This window comes from Amycolatopsis sp. NBRC 101858, assembly GCF_030269325.1.
Classification (GTDB): Bacteria; Actinomycetota; Actinomycetes; order Mycobacteriales; family Pseudonocardiaceae; genus Amycolatopsis; species Amycolatopsis ponsaeliensis.
Window position 1 is genome coordinate 668,127 of the sequence record NZ_BSTD01000007.1, and the last position, 14,248, is coordinate 682,374.

13 protein-coding genes are annotated in these 14,248 nt (G+C 71.1%); 10 read left to right on the forward strand and 3 right to left on the reverse strand.

Annotation, left to right across the window (positions count from 1 at the left end):
- Window positions 1–117 precede the first annotated feature (117 nt).
- The 5 genes from QSK39_RS46430 (at window position 118) to QSK39_RS46450 (ending at window position 3,116) form a co-directional block, all read left to right on the forward strand.
- Window positions 118–444: a PadR family transcriptional regulator gene (locus tag QSK39_RS46430; protein ID WP_285484216.1), complete on the forward strand. Its 327-nt coding sequence runs from the start codon at window positions 118–120 to the stop codon at window positions 442–444.
- Window positions 441–797, forward strand: a complete 357-nt coding sequence (locus QSK39_RS46435; RefSeq protein ID WP_285484217.1) for a DUF1048 domain-containing protein — start codon at window positions 441–443, stop codon at window positions 795–797. The genes QSK39_RS46430 and QSK39_RS46435 overlap by 4 nt, the downstream gene beginning before the upstream one ends.
- Before the next feature lies 1 nt (window position 798).
- Entirely contained in the window at window positions 799–1,125 is a 327-nt protein-coding gene (locus QSK39_RS46440) for a DUF1048 domain-containing protein (protein ID WP_285484218.1), read from the forward strand.
- A 343-nt stretch (window positions 1,126–1,468) separates the two neighbouring features.
- The gene (locus QSK39_RS46445; RefSeq protein WP_285484219.1) at window positions 1,469–1,876 is read left to right on the forward strand and encodes a histone-like nucleoid-structuring protein Lsr2; all 408 of its coding nucleotides are present in this window, start codon (window positions 1,469–1,471) and stop codon (window positions 1,874–1,876) included.
- Window positions 1,877–2,219: 343 nt separating this feature from the next.
- Complete coding sequence (locus tag QSK39_RS46450; RefSeq protein ID WP_285484220.1) at window positions 2,220–3,116, forward strand: cytochrome P450; 897 nt, start codon at window positions 2,220–2,222, stop codon at window positions 3,114–3,116.
- Here the strand turns inward: QSK39_RS46450 and QSK39_RS46455 are convergent.
- Window positions 3,106–3,732 (reverse strand): TetR/AcrR family transcriptional regulator, encoded by a 627-nt coding sequence (locus QSK39_RS46455; RefSeq protein ID WP_285484221.1) that lies wholly within the window; start codon window positions 3,730–3,732, stop codon window positions 3,106–3,108. The two genes, QSK39_RS46450 and QSK39_RS46455, sit on opposite strands and share 11 nt — an antisense overlap.
- Before the next feature lie 106 nt (window positions 3,733–3,838).
- On the opposite strand from QSK39_RS46455, the gene QSK39_RS46460 reads away from it, so the two are divergent.
- Complete coding sequence (locus QSK39_RS46460) at window positions 3,839–4,396, forward strand: ester cyclase (protein ID WP_285484222.1); 558 nt, start codon at window positions 3,839–3,841, stop codon at window positions 4,394–4,396.
- A 269-nt stretch (window positions 4,397–4,665) separates the two neighbouring features.
- Here QSK39_RS46460 and QSK39_RS46465 read toward each other — a convergent pair whose 3' ends face one another.
- The gene (locus tag QSK39_RS46465; RefSeq protein ID WP_285484223.1) at window positions 4,666–7,464 is read right to left on the reverse strand and encodes a glycoside hydrolase family 2 TIM barrel-domain containing protein; all 2,799 of its coding nucleotides are present in this window, start codon (window positions 7,462–7,464) and stop codon (window positions 4,666–4,668) included.
- Between the two features lie 173 nt (window positions 7,465–7,637).
- Between QSK39_RS46465 and QSK39_RS46470 the strand changes: the two genes are divergently transcribed.
- From QSK39_RS46470 to QSK39_RS46480, 3 genes are all read left to right on the forward strand, one after another.
- On the forward strand, window positions 7,638–9,713 hold the full coding sequence (locus QSK39_RS46470) for a PQQ-dependent sugar dehydrogenase (RefSeq protein WP_285484224.1): 2,076 nt from the start codon (window positions 7,638–7,640) through the stop codon (window positions 9,711–9,713).
- 138 nt (window positions 9,714–9,851) lie between these two features.
- Window positions 9,852–11,057 (forward strand): LLM class flavin-dependent oxidoreductase, encoded by a 1,206-nt coding sequence (locus QSK39_RS46475; protein ID WP_285484225.1) that lies wholly within the window; start codon window positions 9,852–9,854, stop codon window positions 11,055–11,057.
- 12 nt (window positions 11,058–11,069) lie between these two features.
- On the forward strand, window positions 11,070–12,410 hold the full coding sequence (locus QSK39_RS46480) for an NtaA/DmoA family FMN-dependent monooxygenase (RefSeq protein ID WP_285484226.1): 1,341 nt from the start codon (window positions 11,070–11,072) through the stop codon (window positions 12,408–12,410).
- Here QSK39_RS46480 and QSK39_RS46485 read toward each other — a convergent pair.
- A complete protein-coding gene (locus QSK39_RS46485) occupies window positions 12,407–12,784 on the reverse strand; it encodes a MerR family transcriptional regulator (protein ID WP_285484227.1) in 378 nt (125 codons plus the stop codon). The two genes, QSK39_RS46480 and QSK39_RS46485, sit on opposite strands and share 4 nt — an antisense overlap.
- Window positions 12,785–12,835: 51 nt before the next feature.
- Between QSK39_RS46485 and QSK39_RS46490 the strand changes: the two genes are divergently transcribed.
- Window positions 12,836–13,966, forward strand: a complete 1,131-nt coding sequence (locus QSK39_RS46490) for a serine hydrolase domain-containing protein (RefSeq protein WP_285484228.1) — start codon at window positions 12,836–12,838, stop codon at window positions 13,964–13,966.
- Window positions 13,967–14,248 lie beyond the last annotated feature (282 nt).

A 14,248-nucleotide genomic window follows, 5' to 3' on the forward strand; every position in this document is an offset into this window, starting at 1 on the left:
AGGATGCGGGCGGCGGGATTCACGACGGTTTCACCGCGGTTTCCGCCGGTCTCACCACTACTTCGTGCTACCGTGTAGTGGTACTCGGTATGACTTAGTACCCGGAGAGGATCCGCGATGGACGATCTGACGGAAATGCTGAAGGGCACGCTCGAGGGCTGCGTGCTGGAAATCATCGGCAGCGAGGAGACCTACGGGTACGCCATCACCCGCCGGCTCAACGAACTCGGCTTCGCCGACGTCGTCGAGGGGACGGTGTACACCATCCTGCTGCGGCTGGAGAAGAACGGGCTCGTGCAGGTGACGAAACGACCGTCCGGACAAGGCCCGCCACGCAAGTTCTACGCGCTCAACGACGCCGGACGCGCCGAGCTCGCGACGTTCTGGGCGAAATGGGAGTACGTCACGGCACGGATCGACAAGCTCAAGGAGGGCGGGAGATGAACTTCCGGGAGACCATCACGGGCAGCGATCTCACCAGGGAATTCAAGGTGTTCGAAGGCCGGGCCGCGGCATTGCCCGCCGATTACCGCGCGGCGTGGGAAGAGATCAAGGGCCACCTCTTTCCCTACAGTGACTTCACCGGCCGGAACCTGATGCCGATTCTCGACGGTGTGCTGGGGCTGCTCGAAGAGACGGCGGCCGACGGGCAGAGCGTGCGCGAGGTGCTGGGGGACGACATCCGGGGTTTCTGCGCGGCGCTGGCCGGCGAAGAAGGGGCGCGGAGCCACCGCGACCGGTGGCGTGAGCAGCTGAACCGGAACGTCGCGAGAAAACTGGCCCGGCTGGGAGACTGACGTGGGTATTCAAGACATCATCGAGGGCAAGAAGCAGTGGCGGGCGCACGTGGCGCGGGTCAAGGCGCTCCCACCCGACTACGAGATCGTCTACAAGGAGATTCAGCGGTACCTCTTCAAGGTCGGGCCGATCGACCTGGCCGACGGGTCCCTGCTCGCCGGGATCGTCGATTTCTTCGAGGAGGGCGTCGCGGCCGGAAAGGGAGTCCTGCAGCTCATCGGTGACGACGTCGCCGCGTTCTGCGACGAGCTGATCAAGGACTCACGCACCTACGCGGACGCCTATCAGGAGTCCCTCGGCGGGGAACGCGGCACGGCCGGGAAGTAACACGGCAGGGTGCCGAGTCCGGTGGCCCGTCCCGGCTCGGCACCCCGGGAATTCCCCTCGGCTACTCCGAACAGACCAGGCCGAAAGCGCTTCCGGGCAAAAAATCGCGGCCGCGCGTGCAACTTGCAGATTCGCGTTGCCGCCTGGCACCATTCCCGGATTCACCGTGGCTTCTTCCCCGCGGATCCGATTCATCTCAGACACACAGGACAGCAGCTCATTTGATCCGAGCTGCAACCGGGAGGGAGAAATTTCCCTGCGAAGACCGGCGTGTATACACTCCACAGAGGAGCGCGGAATTCATGCGCTCACATACTGGTACATACCGCCTCAAGGAGCAGGAATGGCCCAGAAGGTCCTCGTCGAGATGCTCGACGACATCGACGGAACCCCCGCCGCCCACACCATCCCGTTTTCCCTCGACGGCGTCACCTACGAGATCGATCTCTCCGAAGAGAACGCGGCATCCCTGCGCGACGGGCTCGCCCGCTACATCGGCGCCGGCCGCCGCACCGGTGGCCGCAAGGTCCGCGTCGCCACCGGCCAGCCGACCACGACGGCGTCCGACCGCGAACGCAACCAGCAGATCCGCGCCTGGGCCAACGCCAACGGCTACGAAGTCTCCGAACGCGGCCGGCTCTCCTCCGAAGTGATCGCCGCCTTCGACGCCGCCCAGGCGCAGGAAGCCGAGCCCGCCAAGGCGACCCGCAAGCGCACGCCCCGCAAGAAAGTCGCCGCCGCCCGGAAGTGACCCACGACCGTTGAGCGGTACGCGCCACCGCACGCGTGCCGCACGATGAGGCGGTGGAGGTCCAGCCTGTTCCCTACCCCTTCGCGCCCGCGGTGGCGCTGCGGCTCCACCCGCGGTTCGCCGAGCTGCGCAGGTCCGAAGCACCGGTCCGCGTCACGATGCCCTACGGCGGCGACGCCTGGCTGGTGACGCGGTACGAGCAGGCGCGGTTCGTGCTGTCGGACCCCCGGTTCTCGCGCGCCGCCGCGGCCGGGGCGGACGTGCCGCGCGGACGTCCCGGCTTCGAACCGGCGGGCAACCTGCTGGCCATGGACCCGCCCGAGCACAACGGATCCGGGCGCTGGTGGCCAAGGCGTTCACCGTCCGCCGGGTGGAGCTGCTCCAGCCCCGGATCCAGGAGATCGTCGACGCGCTCCTCGACGGCATCGCCCCGCCCGCCGACTTCGCCTCGGCGGTGGCGTGGGAGCTGCCCGTGCAGGTGATCGGCGAGCTGCTCGGCGTGCCGCCGGAGGAGCGCCGGATGGTGCGCGAGTGCACCGAAACGCTGGTCGCCTCGGGCGGAACCGTCACCGCCGCGGACGTCGCCGAAGCACGCGGAAAGCTGGCGGGCGCGCTGAACACGCTGATCGCGCAGCGCCGGGCGGAGCCTGCCGACGACCTGCTGACCGCGCTCGTCGCGGCCCGCGACGACGGAGACCGCCTGACGGACAACGAACTGCTCATGCTCGGCGTGGCACTGCTGGCCGGCGGGCACGAGACCACGGCGAACCTGACCGGCAGCTTCCTGGTGGAGCTGCTGGCCGACCGCGAACGGTGGACGGCGCTCGTCGCGCGTCCCGGGCTGATCCCGTCGGCGGTGGAGGAGCTGTTGCGGTTCGTGCCACTGGTGACGGTCGCGGATCTCGCGCGGATCGCCCAGGAGGACCTCGAGATCGGCGGTCAGGCCATCCGGGCCGGCGACGCGGTCCTGGTCCAGCTGGACTCGGCCAACCGCGACGAATCGGTGTTCGCCTCCGCCGGGGAGCTGGACTTCGGCCGCGAGGTCAACCACCACGTCGCGTTCGGCTTCGGCGTGCACCACTGCGTCGGTGCGCCACTGGCGAGGCTGGAGCTGCGTGTCCTGCTGACGACGCTGGTCCGCCGCCTGCCGGACCTGCGCCTCGCGGTCTCCGCGAAGGACCTCGAATGGCGCCGCGGCGGATTGATGCGTGGCGTCACGAGCCTGCCCGTCACCTGGTAGCGGGCCTCTGGGCGAGGAGTGCGTGACACGCCTGCGAGGCCAGCCAGGCGCCGGCTCGTTCCCAGGACCAGCCACGCGCGCGGAGGTCGCGCCACGGGCGGAACCCGAAATGGAACCAGAGGATGTCCGACGCGGTCGCGACGTCGATCCCGTCGCGGAGCTCGCCCAACGCCGCCACGCGGGCCGCGGCTTCGGCGAGCCGGTCCGCGTACGCGGCCTCGGCGTTTTCGACTGCCTCCGTGAGCAGCGGTTCGGTGCCCGCGTTGTCGTACAGCGCACCGAGTAGCCAGGCGCGGTCCCGGAACACCGCCGCGGTGCCCTGCGCGACTTCGGCGACGACCTCTCGCCCGGACCGGGCGGAGTTCACCTTCCGCAGCGAGTCGTCGATCTGGTCGTTGTTCGCGGCTTCACGGATCAGCTCGATCAGCAGCTGCGGCTTCCCGCCGACGCTCGTGTAGACGGTGTTGACCGCCACCTCCGCGCGCGTGGCGATCTCCGCCAGCGTCGCCCCGACGTAACCCCGCTCTTCGAAGAGAGCGAGCGCGGCCGCGAGCACCGCACGGCGGGTTTCCGCCGCCGCGGACGTCCGCCGGACGGACTTGTAGGGGCGCGTCACGTCGCTCAGCGTACTTCATCGTCACGCATCACATTGACAGTAATGCATTACTATCATTATATGGAGATACGCCGGATCCAGTGCGGTCCGGTCCGAGGAGGGAACCGTGAACACCAGCACCGAGCTGCAGTCCGCGATCGACGTCTTCCAGGTCCTGGTGACCGGCGACCCCGAGCTCGCGCGATCGGTGGCCGCACCGACGTTCACCAACCGGGAGGCCGCGGTCGCCCCGCCCGCCTGCGCGGTCCCCGGGCCGGGCGGCCTGCTCGCCTCGAGCGCCTGGATGCGCGCCGCCTTCGACGACCTGCGGTTCCCGGTGATCGACGCGGGGTACGACAGCGGAGTCGCCTGGGTCCGGCTGCGGATGCAGGGGGTGCAGAACCGGCCGTTCGTCCGGTTCCGGGACGGCAAGCCCGACAAGATCCTGCCGGCCACCGGCCGGGCCATCGACTTCGAGCAGATCCACGTACTGCGCGTCGGCACCGACGGCGTGACGACCCACGAGGCGGTGCGCGACGACGTGACGATGCTCGGCCAGCTCGGCGCGTTCCCGCCGAAGCCGGCGGTGCTCTTGGCAATGGCGCGCGGGAAGCTGACGGGTTCGTCCCGCCGCGCGGCGGATTCGGTGACCCGCGCCGCGGCGGAAGCCGCCCGGCTGGCCTGAGGTCACCGCGAGAAGCCGGACGGGCAGATCCGCGGACGCGTGCCCGCACCGCCCTGCGAATCACCGCCCGGTCAGCCGGATGCGTGCCCGCTGCGCTTCTTCCGTTACGTCGAGCCAACTCCGCCGCCGGGTGGTGGCGGCGGAATTCTCACCGACCATGTCCGCCACCTCGAACCCGTCCCGCAGGATCCGGAACCGACCGCCGAAGTGAATCGGTTCCTGTCCCCGGCCGACCACGCGTAGCCGGCCACCAGCTCACGGAGCGCCGCTCAAGCGTCGAAGCGCAAGTACAGCGTCCGGTGGTGATCCCCCGCGCCGGTGTTCGGGCGGCTCTCCGGGCCCAGCGACGCGACTCCGTGGAACTTGTTGCCGATCGGCGCTATGCCGTCCAGGAAGGAGATCCCGCCGGCCGGGTAGGTGACCACCGCGTTCTGCGGATCGGGCCCCACCGCCGGGGTGAACAGCCGCAGGTACAAGCCCTCTTCCGCGGCCACCACCGTGACCGCGCCTTCGGTCGTTTCCAGCACCGCCCAGCACGTCCGCGCGTGGTAGCCCTTGAACTCCGGGTAGGCGAACGCGCTCGCCCCGGTCGCCGTGTCGTTGTACGGCTTGCTCCAGACGTCGGGAGACACGCCGCGCAGCCGGTTCTTGTAGACGCGGTACGGCCCGTCGCCGAGCCACGTCAGGCCCCGGACGTTCGCCTCCGGGTAGTCGAAGTTCACCCCGAGGTGGTCGTGGTCGCCGGTGGCGCGGTAGCGGTACTCCAGCCGCAGCCAGCCGTTGGCGTCCAGGCGCCAGCGCACGGACGTCAGATCTCCGCTGTAGTCGCACTGCACGACCCAGCCGGTGCCGTCGCGGAAGTGGCTGAACGCCGTGAGCGTCGCCGTCCCGCCGGCCGGCGTGGGCCCGTTGGCCAGCGACACCGGGGCGCCGCCGCGGCGCACGCCGATCAGCCGTCCGTCGGATTTGCCGATGGTGACCCGGGTGGCGCCGGCGACGAGCGTGACGTCGGTGGCGGTCTCGGCCGCGGTGACACTGCCCGTGGTCGCCGGCTTCACCAGCCGGGCGGCGAAGTCCGGTGCCTTGCGGATGCGCCACGTCCAGCCGGCGACCTCCCGGCCGGTCGGGTCGGTCACGCTCAGCCGCAGCGCGTCGGCGCCGGTCCAGTCGGCGGGCAGGCCGAGCGTCACCGCGCCGGTGGCCCCCGGCGCGACGTCCGGCGCGCCGGCTTGCCCCTGAGACAGGACCTGGTGGCCGGTTTCCGCGCCCGGCAACGGGAAAGCCAGCAGCTGCCAGGCGAACCGGCACTCCCGAAGGTTCGTGAAGTCGTACCGGTTGACCAGCTTCACGGTCTTGTCGAACGACGCCGGGAAAACCGAGTCGTAGTAGCCGGGACTGGCCAGCTGGACCGGTGACCAGATGTCCTTGATCGTGAAGAAGCTGCCTTCCTTTTCGCGGTACGGCCCGAGGATCCCGTCGGGCGCCCGGCTGCCGTTGGTGTCGAGGGCGCCGCCGCGGTCGTCGCGCGCGACGCTTTCGTCGACCAGCGCCCAGATGAACCCGCCCGCCGAGCGCTGCGCGCCGCCCATGAGCTTCCAGTAGTCGTTCAGGCCGGCCCCGGCGCCGCCGTCGTAGAGCCCGTGCAGGAACTCGGTCGGCATGAAGATCGTGGTACCGGCGGCCTTGCTCGCCGTGCTGCTGTAGGTCTGGTAGTGGCTGGTGTCGATGCCGCCGAACGTCGTCCACGGGTGCAGCACCGCGCGCCGCTGGGGGTCGTACCGCCCGAAGTCGTCGTCCAGCGCGGTGTTCCAGCCGCCTTCGTTCCCGTTGTCCCAGAACAGGATCGACGGGTGGTTGACGTCGCGCTGCACCAGCGCCTCGACCAGCGGGGCGCCGACGCCCTCGTCGTAGTGGCGCTGCCAGCCGGTCAGCTCGTCCAGGACGTAGAGCCCGAGCTCGTCGCACAGGTCGAGGAAGAACGCGTCCGGCGGGTAGTGCGACATCCGGACGGCGTTCATGTTCATGTCCTTCATCAGCCCGATGTCCAGCCGGGCGAGGCGCGGACTGGACGCCCGGCCGGACGTCGGCCAGAAGGTGTGCCGGTTCGCTCCTTTGAGGACGATCCGCTTCCCGTTGACGTAGACGCCGTCACCGGTCCGGACCTCGATCGTGCGGAAGCCGAAGCGTTCGGCGGTGCTGTGCCAGGGCACGCCGGCGGCACTCGCGAGGGTCAGCTCGACCCGGTACAGGTTCGGCGTTTCGGCCGTCCACAGCAAGGGTTGTGCCGCGGTGGTGGTCAAGGTCGCGCCGGTGGCGCCGCTCGCCACGGCGACCGAAAAGGCCCCGCCGACGGCCGTGCCGTCGAGCCGGCGCAGCTGCGCGGTCAGCCGGGCCGCCGCGGTCAGCCCCGCGAGCGTGACCTGGGCGGTGAAAGTCCCGTCCGCGCGGGCGTCGATCGCGACTCGGTCGATCCGGGCGGCCGGGTACGCCGCCAGCGACACCGGCCGGAAGAGCCCGCCGAAGTTCCAGAAGTCGCCGCGGCGCTCGGCGTCGTTCACCGAATCGTCCGCCGATTCCTTGCTGACGGTCACTTCGAGCAGGTTCGGCTCACCAAGCCGCAGCAAGGCCGTGACGTCGTAGCGGAAGCGGTAGAAGCCACCCTGGTGCACCGGGCCCGCCGAGACGCTGTTGACCCGCACGTCGGCGTCGGTCATGGCGGCCTCGAACACCAGGAAGATCCGGCGCCCGGCCCAGGACGCGGGCGGCGTGAACGTGTGGCGGTAGTGGCCTTTCTCCGCCGGGACGAGGTCGCCGCCGTAGTGGTAGCTGCCGAAGCCGTGGCACTCCCAGTTCGACGGCGTAGGGATCGTCGCCTGCTCCCCCGCGCGCCGGCCGGCCGTGACCTGGAAGTCCCAGTCGACGGTGTGGTCGGCGTCGGCGCCGGTGAGCAGCACGGTCTCGGTCACCGGCCCGGTTCCGGCCGCCGCAGCGATTCCAGGCGCCGGCAGTCCGGCGGCGGCGACCCCGGCCGCGCTGATCGCCAGCGCCTGACGACGGGTGAGTTCCACCAGGCCTCCCGAGGTCCAATCTGATATATGACACACCGTACAACGACAATCGCCGACCAACCGGACAAGCAGGCGGACAAGTCTTGACGTCCCGGTCGCGGGCCCACGACAGTGGTGCGGCACTCCGCCCCCTCGCCGCGGTCTCCGGCCGATCCACCGTGAAAGGTGGGAGAATGCTCCCCTCGAACCTCCGTCGCAGACTGCGCCTCGGCGTCCTGACCGCGGTGGTCGCCGCCGCCGCACTGGTCGCGCCCACGGCCACCACCGCGACCGCCGCCACCGGCTCGACCGTGGTCGGCGTGGCCTCCGGGCGCTGCTTGGACGTCGTCGGCAACAGCACGGCGTCGAAGACACGCGTGAACATCTACGACTGCATCGGGCAGGCCAACCAGGCGTGGACGTTCACCGCGGCGGGCGAACTGCGGGTGTACGACGGCACGATGTGCCTCGACGTCGCGGGCGCGAGCACCACCTCCCCGGCCGACGCGCAGATCTACCCGTGCAACGGCGGCGGCAACCAGAAGTGGCGGATCACCGCCGACGGCACGATCGTCGGCGTGCAGTCGGGACTCTGCCTGGACGTCACCGGGGCGGGCACCGCGAACAGCACCCTGGTCGGCTTGTACACCTGCACCGGCGCGGGCAACCAGAAGTGGCGCACCGCCCTCGGCGACGCCCAGCCGCCGAGCGTGCCGGGCAACCCGCGGGTGAGCGACCTCGTCTGCGACGCCGTGACGTTCTCGTGGAACGCCGCCACCGACAACGTGGGTGTCGCGTTCTACGACGTCTACCACGACGGCCAGCTGATGAAGTCGGTGAGCGGGAGCACGCTGTCGACGAGCCTCACCGTGGTCGGCGGCGTCACCTGGGGCCTGTACGTCAACGCGCGGGACGCCGCGGGCAACGTCTCGCAGGCCAGTGCAACGGTGCCGGTCACGCCGCCGCAGTGCCAGCCGGACACCCAGGCACCGAGCGCGCCCACCGGGCTCACCGGCAGCGCGTCCGGCACCACGGTGACCCTGAACTGGACCGCGGCGACGGACAACATCGGCGTGCGGGCGTACGACGTCTACCGCGGCGGCGCCAAGGTCGGGTCGGTCACCGGGACCGCGACCGCGCCGCCCGCGACGACGTTCGTGGACAGCGGGCTGGCGCCGAACACGAGCTACTCGTACTACGTGGTGGCCCGTGACGCGCAGGCGAACGTGTCGCCGCCCAGCGCGTCGAAGACCGTGATCACCGGCGCGGCCTGCGGCGACTCGGTGTGCGCGGTGACGCAGATCGCCCGCGACACCGACATCCCGTGGGGCCTGGTGACGCTGCCGGACGGCACGATCCTCTACAACCGGCGCGACGCCCACGACATCGTCCACCTGAACCCCGCCACCGGAGCCAAGACGAGCGTGGGCACGGTCCCCGGCGTGGACAACACCGACGGCGAAGGCGGGCTGCTCGGCCTGGCCATCGCGAGCAGTTTCGCCGGCGACCACTGGCTCTACATCATGCACACGTCGCCGTCGGACAACCGGATCGTGCGGATCAAGCTGGCGAACGACAAGCTCGACACGGCGTCGGAGCAGGTCCTGCTCAGCGGGTTGCTGCGCAACAAGTTCCACAACGGCGGGCGGTTGCGCTTCGGGCCCGACGGCAAGCTCTACGCGAGCACCGGCGACGCCCAGAACGGCGACAACGCGCAGAACAAGACCAGCCTCAACGGCAAGATCCTGCGGATCAACCCCGACGGCAGCGTGCCTTCGGACAACCCGTTCGGCAACCAGGTGTGGAGCTACGGCCACCGCAACCCGCAGGGCCTGGCGTTCGACTCGCAGGGCCGGTTGTGGGAGCAGGAGTTCGGCAACGCGGTGATGGACGAGACCAACCTGATCACCAAGGGCGGCAACTACGGCTGGCCGGCGTGCGAAGGCACGTCCGGGACGTGCGGCACCGCGGGTTTCCTCGCGCCCAAGCGAACGTATTCGACGGCGGAAGGGTCCTGTTCCGGCATCGCCATCGTCCGCGACGTGCTGTACGTCGCTTGCGAACGCGGAACCCGGATGTACCGCGAAGTGATCAGCGGCAGCGAACTGACCGACGTCCAGGCGTACTTCAACGGCACGTACGGCCGCCTGCGCACGGTGGAACCCGCCCCCGACGGAGGCCTGTGGCTGACGACGACCAACAACGGGGACAAGGACAGCATCCCGGACAACAGCGACGAGAAGATCTTCCACGTGGCGCTGGGCGGGTGACGCGGGCGTTCCCGGGCTGACCACCCGTCCCGGTGATTATTCCCGCCCCCGGCGCCGTCCCAGCAGCTGGCCGCTTCCGCCCGGATCGCGGAATCCGGCGCACACTGCGGAGACGGGCCGACAGGAGGGAACGCCGGGATGGCTTCAGGAACCGGACCACGGATCGCCGTCGCGCTGGACGGGGCGGGGTGGCACCCCGCCGCGTGGCGTGACCCCGCCGCACGGCCGCGCGAGCTGCTCACCGCCGGCTACTGGGCCGACCTCGTGCGCGAGGCCGAGGCCGGCAAGCTGGACTTCGTCACCATCGAAGACTCCCTGGCCCTGCAGACGGTGAGCTACCTCGACCGGCCGGGCGAGCGGGCCGACATCGTGCAGGGCCGGCTCGACGCGGTGCTCATCGCCGCCCGCGTCGCGCCGCTGACCTCGCACATCGGGCTCGTGCCGACCGCCGTGGTCACCCACACCGAGCCGTTCCACCTCTCCAAGGCGATCGCCACGCTCGACTACGTCAGCGGCGGCCGGGCGGGCGTCCGGGTGCAGGTCGCCGGCCGGGCCGACGACAACCGGCACTTCGGGCGCCGTGAGTTCGGCGAGTTCCGGCTCGAGGACTCCGCCGAACCGGACCAGGCGAGCCCCCTGGCCGACCTGTTCGACGAGGCCGCGGACTACGTCGAGGTCCTGCGCCGGCTCTGGGACAGCTGGGAGGACGACGCCGAGATCCGCGACGTCGCCACCGGCCGGTTCGTCGATCGCGACAAGCTGCACTACATCGACTTCAGCGGACGCTGGTTCTCGGTCAAGGGCCCGTCCATCACGCCACGGCCGCCCCAGGGCCAGCCCCCGGTGACGTCGCTGGCGCACGCCGCGGTCCCCTATCGGCTCGCTGCCCGCTCGGCCGACGTCGTCCACGTGACGCCCTTCGACCGCACCCAGGCCGCCACGATCGTCGACGCCGTCCGGGACGAGCAGGAGCGGGCCGGCCGCGGCGGGGAGACGCTGCACGTCTTCGGCGACGTCGTCGTGTTCCTCGGCGAGACCGAGCAGGCCGCCGCGGACCGCAAAGCGCGGCTCGACGAGCTGTCGGGTGCGGACTACACCTCCGACGCGCACGTCTTCACCGGCACCCCGGGCGGGCTGGCCGACCTGCTGCTCGACTGGCACCGCGCCGGGCTCTCGGGCTTCCGGCTGCGCCCGGGCGCCGTGCCGCACGACCTGACCGCGATCACCCGCGGCCTGGTCCCCGAACTGCGGTCGCGCGGAGCGTTCCGCACCGAGTACGAGGCCGGCACCCTGCGCGGGCTGCTCGGCCTTCCCCGTCCCGCCAACCGCTACGCCGCCGTCTGAGGAGGCCCCGAGATGACCCGCAAGCAGATCCACCTCGCGGCGCACTTCCCCGGCGTCAACAACACGACCGTGTGGAGCGACCCCGAAGCAGGCAGCCACATCGAGTTCAGCTCGTTCGTCAAGCTCGCGCAGACGGCCGAGCGCGCGAAGTTCGACTTCTTCTTCCTCGCCGAGGGCCTGCGGCTGCGCGAACAGAACGGGCAGATCTACGACCTCGACGTCGTCGGCCGCCCCGACACCTTCACCGTCCTGTCCGCGCTGGCCGCGGTCACCGACCGGCTCGGCCTGGCCGGCACCATCAACTCGACGTTCAACGAACCGTTCGAGGTGGCCCGCCAGTTCGCCTCCCTCGACCACCTCTCGGCGGGGCGAGCCGCGTGGAACGTCGTCACGTCGTGGGACGCCTTCACCGGCGAGAACTTCCGCCGCGGCGGGTTCCTCCCGCAGGATCAGCGCTACGACCGCGCCGAGACGTTCCTGCGCACCGCGTGGGAGCTGTTCGACTCGTGGCGCGGCGACGAGATCGCCGCCGACGCCGAGACCGGCGTGTTCCTGCGCGATCCCGAGGCGGGCGCCTTCGCCCACCACGACGCGCACTTCGACATCGAAGGCCGCTTCCCGGTGCCGCGCAGCCCGCAGGGCCGCCCGGTGATCATCCAGGCCGGCGACTCCGAGGAGGGCCGCGAGTTCGCCGCGGCCACCGCCGACGCGATCTTCAGCCGGTACGGCACCCTCGAAGCCGGGCAGGCGTTCTACTCCGACGTGAAGGGCCGGCTGGCGAAGTACGGCCGGACCCCGGACCAGCTGGTGATCCTGCCCGCGGCGACGTTCGTCCTCGGCGACACCGACGCCGACGCCCACGAGCGCGCCCACGTCGTGCGGCGCCAGCAGGTCAGCGCGCAGACCGCGATCAAGTTCCTGGAGCAGGTCTGGAACACCGATCTCACCGAGCACGACCCGGACGGCCCGCTGCCGTCGACGGATCCCGTGGTCGACGGGTCCACGATCGCGCCCGGCCGCGCCAGCGTCCGCATGTACCGCGACCCGCTGGCCACCGCCCGCGAATGGCGGCAGCTGGCCGAGGCGAAGAACCTCTCCACGCGCGACCTGATCGTCGAGGTCACCGGCAGGCAGACGTTCATCGGCTCCCCCGCGACCGTGGCGGCGGCGATCGACGACCTGGTCCAGGCCGACGCGAGCGACGGGTTCATCCTGGTCCCGCACGTCACGCCGGGCGGCCTGGACGAGTTCGCGGACAAGGTCGTCCCGCTGCTGCAGGAGCGCGGCTCGTTCCGCACCGAGTACACCGGGACGACCCTGCGCGACCACCTCGGCCTGGGCAGCTCGGTCTAGTCCCCCGGGACGGCACAGGGCTTGCCCGCCGCCAGCGAGCGGCTGGACGTCACGATGATGGCGTCCAGCCGCTCTCGCGTCGCCGTCATCTCGTGGACGCGCTCCTGGATGCGGTCGCGTTCGGCGGTCAGCCGGTCCAGCAGCTCCGGGGTGACCTCGCCGGTCACCACGCACGGCAGGATGCCCAGGATCGTCCGGCTCGACAGGCCCGCCGCGTAGAGCTGCTGGATCAGCTCGACGCGGCCGACCGCGGCGGCCGGGTACAGCCGCTGGCCGCTGGGGCTGCGCTCCGAAACCAGCAGGTCCTGCTCCTCGTAGTACCGCAGCGCCCGGACGCTCACGCCCGTCTCCGCGGCCAGCTCCCCGATCCGCATGGCGGTCAACCCTTGCCTCTGACGTCAACGTCAGGTTTTAGCGTACCCGGTATGACCGAACCGCACGGAACCCACGATCCCCGCTTCGCCCCCGTCCACGACGCGCTGCGGCGCAACCTCGCCTCGGGCGCGGAGCTGGGCGCGTCCCTCGTCGTCGACATCGACGGCGAGGTCGTGCTCGACCTGTGGGGCGGCTTCCGCGACGAAGCACGCACCACGCCCTGGGACCGGGACACCATCACCACCGTCTGGTCGACCACCAAGACCGTCGTCAGCCTGGCGGCCCTGATGCTCGTGGACCGCGGCGAGCTCGACGTCCACGCGCCGGTCGCCCGGTACTGGCCCGAATTCGCCGCGAACGGCAAGGAGCACGTCGAGGTCCGCCACCTGCTCTCCCACACGTCCGGGGTGTCCGGGCTGGAGCAGCCCGCCGCGCTGGAGGACCTCTACGACTGGGACAAGACGACGGCCCGGCTGGCCGCGCAGGCCCCGTGGTGGGCACCCGGCACCGCTTCGGGCTACCACGCCACGAACTTCGGCCACCTGGCCGGCGAGGTGATCCGGCGGGTCAGCGGCAAGACCGTCAAGGACTTCGTCGCCGAGGAGATCGCCGGCCCGCTGGACGCCGACTTCCGGATCGGCGCCGCGGAAGCGGACTGGCCCCGGATCGCGCACATCGTGCCGCCTCCGCCCGCGCAGTTCGACCCCGAGCCGGGCAGCGTCATGGCCAGGACCCTGGCCGGCCCGGCCGTCGACGCGGCCCTCGCCAACACGGCGGCGTGGCGCCACGCGGACATCGGCGCGGTGAACGGCCACGGCAACGCCCGCTCGGTGGCCCGGATGCTCTCGGCGCTCGCCCTCGGCGGCACGGTCGGCGGCGTCCGCCTGCTCGGCCCGGACACGATCGACCTCGTCTTCGCCGAGCAGGCGGACGGGACCGACCTCGGCCTGGGCATCCCGCTGCGCTGGGGCATCGGCTACGCACTCCCCCGGCCCGACGCGCTGCCGTGGGTCCCGGACGGCAAGGTCTGCTTCTGGGGCGGCTGGGGCGGTTCGGTGATCATCACGAACCTCGACCGCCGCCTGACGATCGCCTACGTGATGAACAAGATGGCGCCCGGCATCATCGGCTCAGACCGCAGCACCACCTACGTCGACGCGATCTACCGCGCACTCCGCTGAACCGCCTCCGCATTTCGTCGGCCGCGCCAGGCCCGGGCCGGGCGCTGCACCGCGGCTCGGCGCGGACGGCGATCCCGCCGGGATCCGGCAGGCAGAACCGGCGGCCCCTGCTCGGACGCGAGCCGGCCGACAGCGACGCCCCCGCGCGGTGGCCCCGGCCCCGGCGCGGTGGCGGGCGGCCTCCGGCGCGGGCCGCGCCATAACGCCCGGCCCGGCCGCGGACCACCGGCGGCTCGATCACCACAGCCGCGATCGGGGGCGCACGATTCACCCGTTTGCCCC

Bases quoted from the DNA above. Each gene is read 5' to 3' on its own strand.
- QSK39_RS46490 (WP_285484228.1), top strand. From the start codon at position 12,836: ATGACCGAACCGCACGGAACCCACGATCCCCGCTTCGCCCCCGTCCAC.
- QSK39_RS46485 (WP_285484227.1), bottom strand. From the start codon at position 12,784: ATGCGGATCGGGGAGCTGGCCGCGGAGACGGGCGTGAGCGTCCGGGCG.
- QSK39_RS46445 (WP_285484219.1), top strand. From the start codon at position 1,469: ATGGCCCAGAAGGTCCTCGTCGAGATGCTCGACGACATCGACGGAACC.
- QSK39_RS46435 (WP_285484217.1), top strand. From the start codon at position 441: ATGAACTTCCGGGAGACCATCACGGGCAGCGATCTCACCAGGGAATTC.
- QSK39_RS46470 (WP_285484224.1), top strand. From the start codon at position 7,638: ATGCTCCCCTCGAACCTCCGTCGCAGACTGCGCCTCGGCGTCCTGACC.
- QSK39_RS46430 (WP_285484216.1), top strand. From the start codon at position 118: ATGGACGATCTGACGGAAATGCTGAAGGGCACGCTCGAGGGCTGCGTG.
- QSK39_RS46480 (WP_285484226.1), top strand. From the start codon at position 11,070: ATGACCCGCAAGCAGATCCACCTCGCGGCGCACTTCCCCGGCGTCAAC.
- QSK39_RS46475 (WP_285484225.1), top strand. From the start codon at position 9,852: ATGGCTTCAGGAACCGGACCACGGATCGCCGTCGCGCTGGACGGGGCG.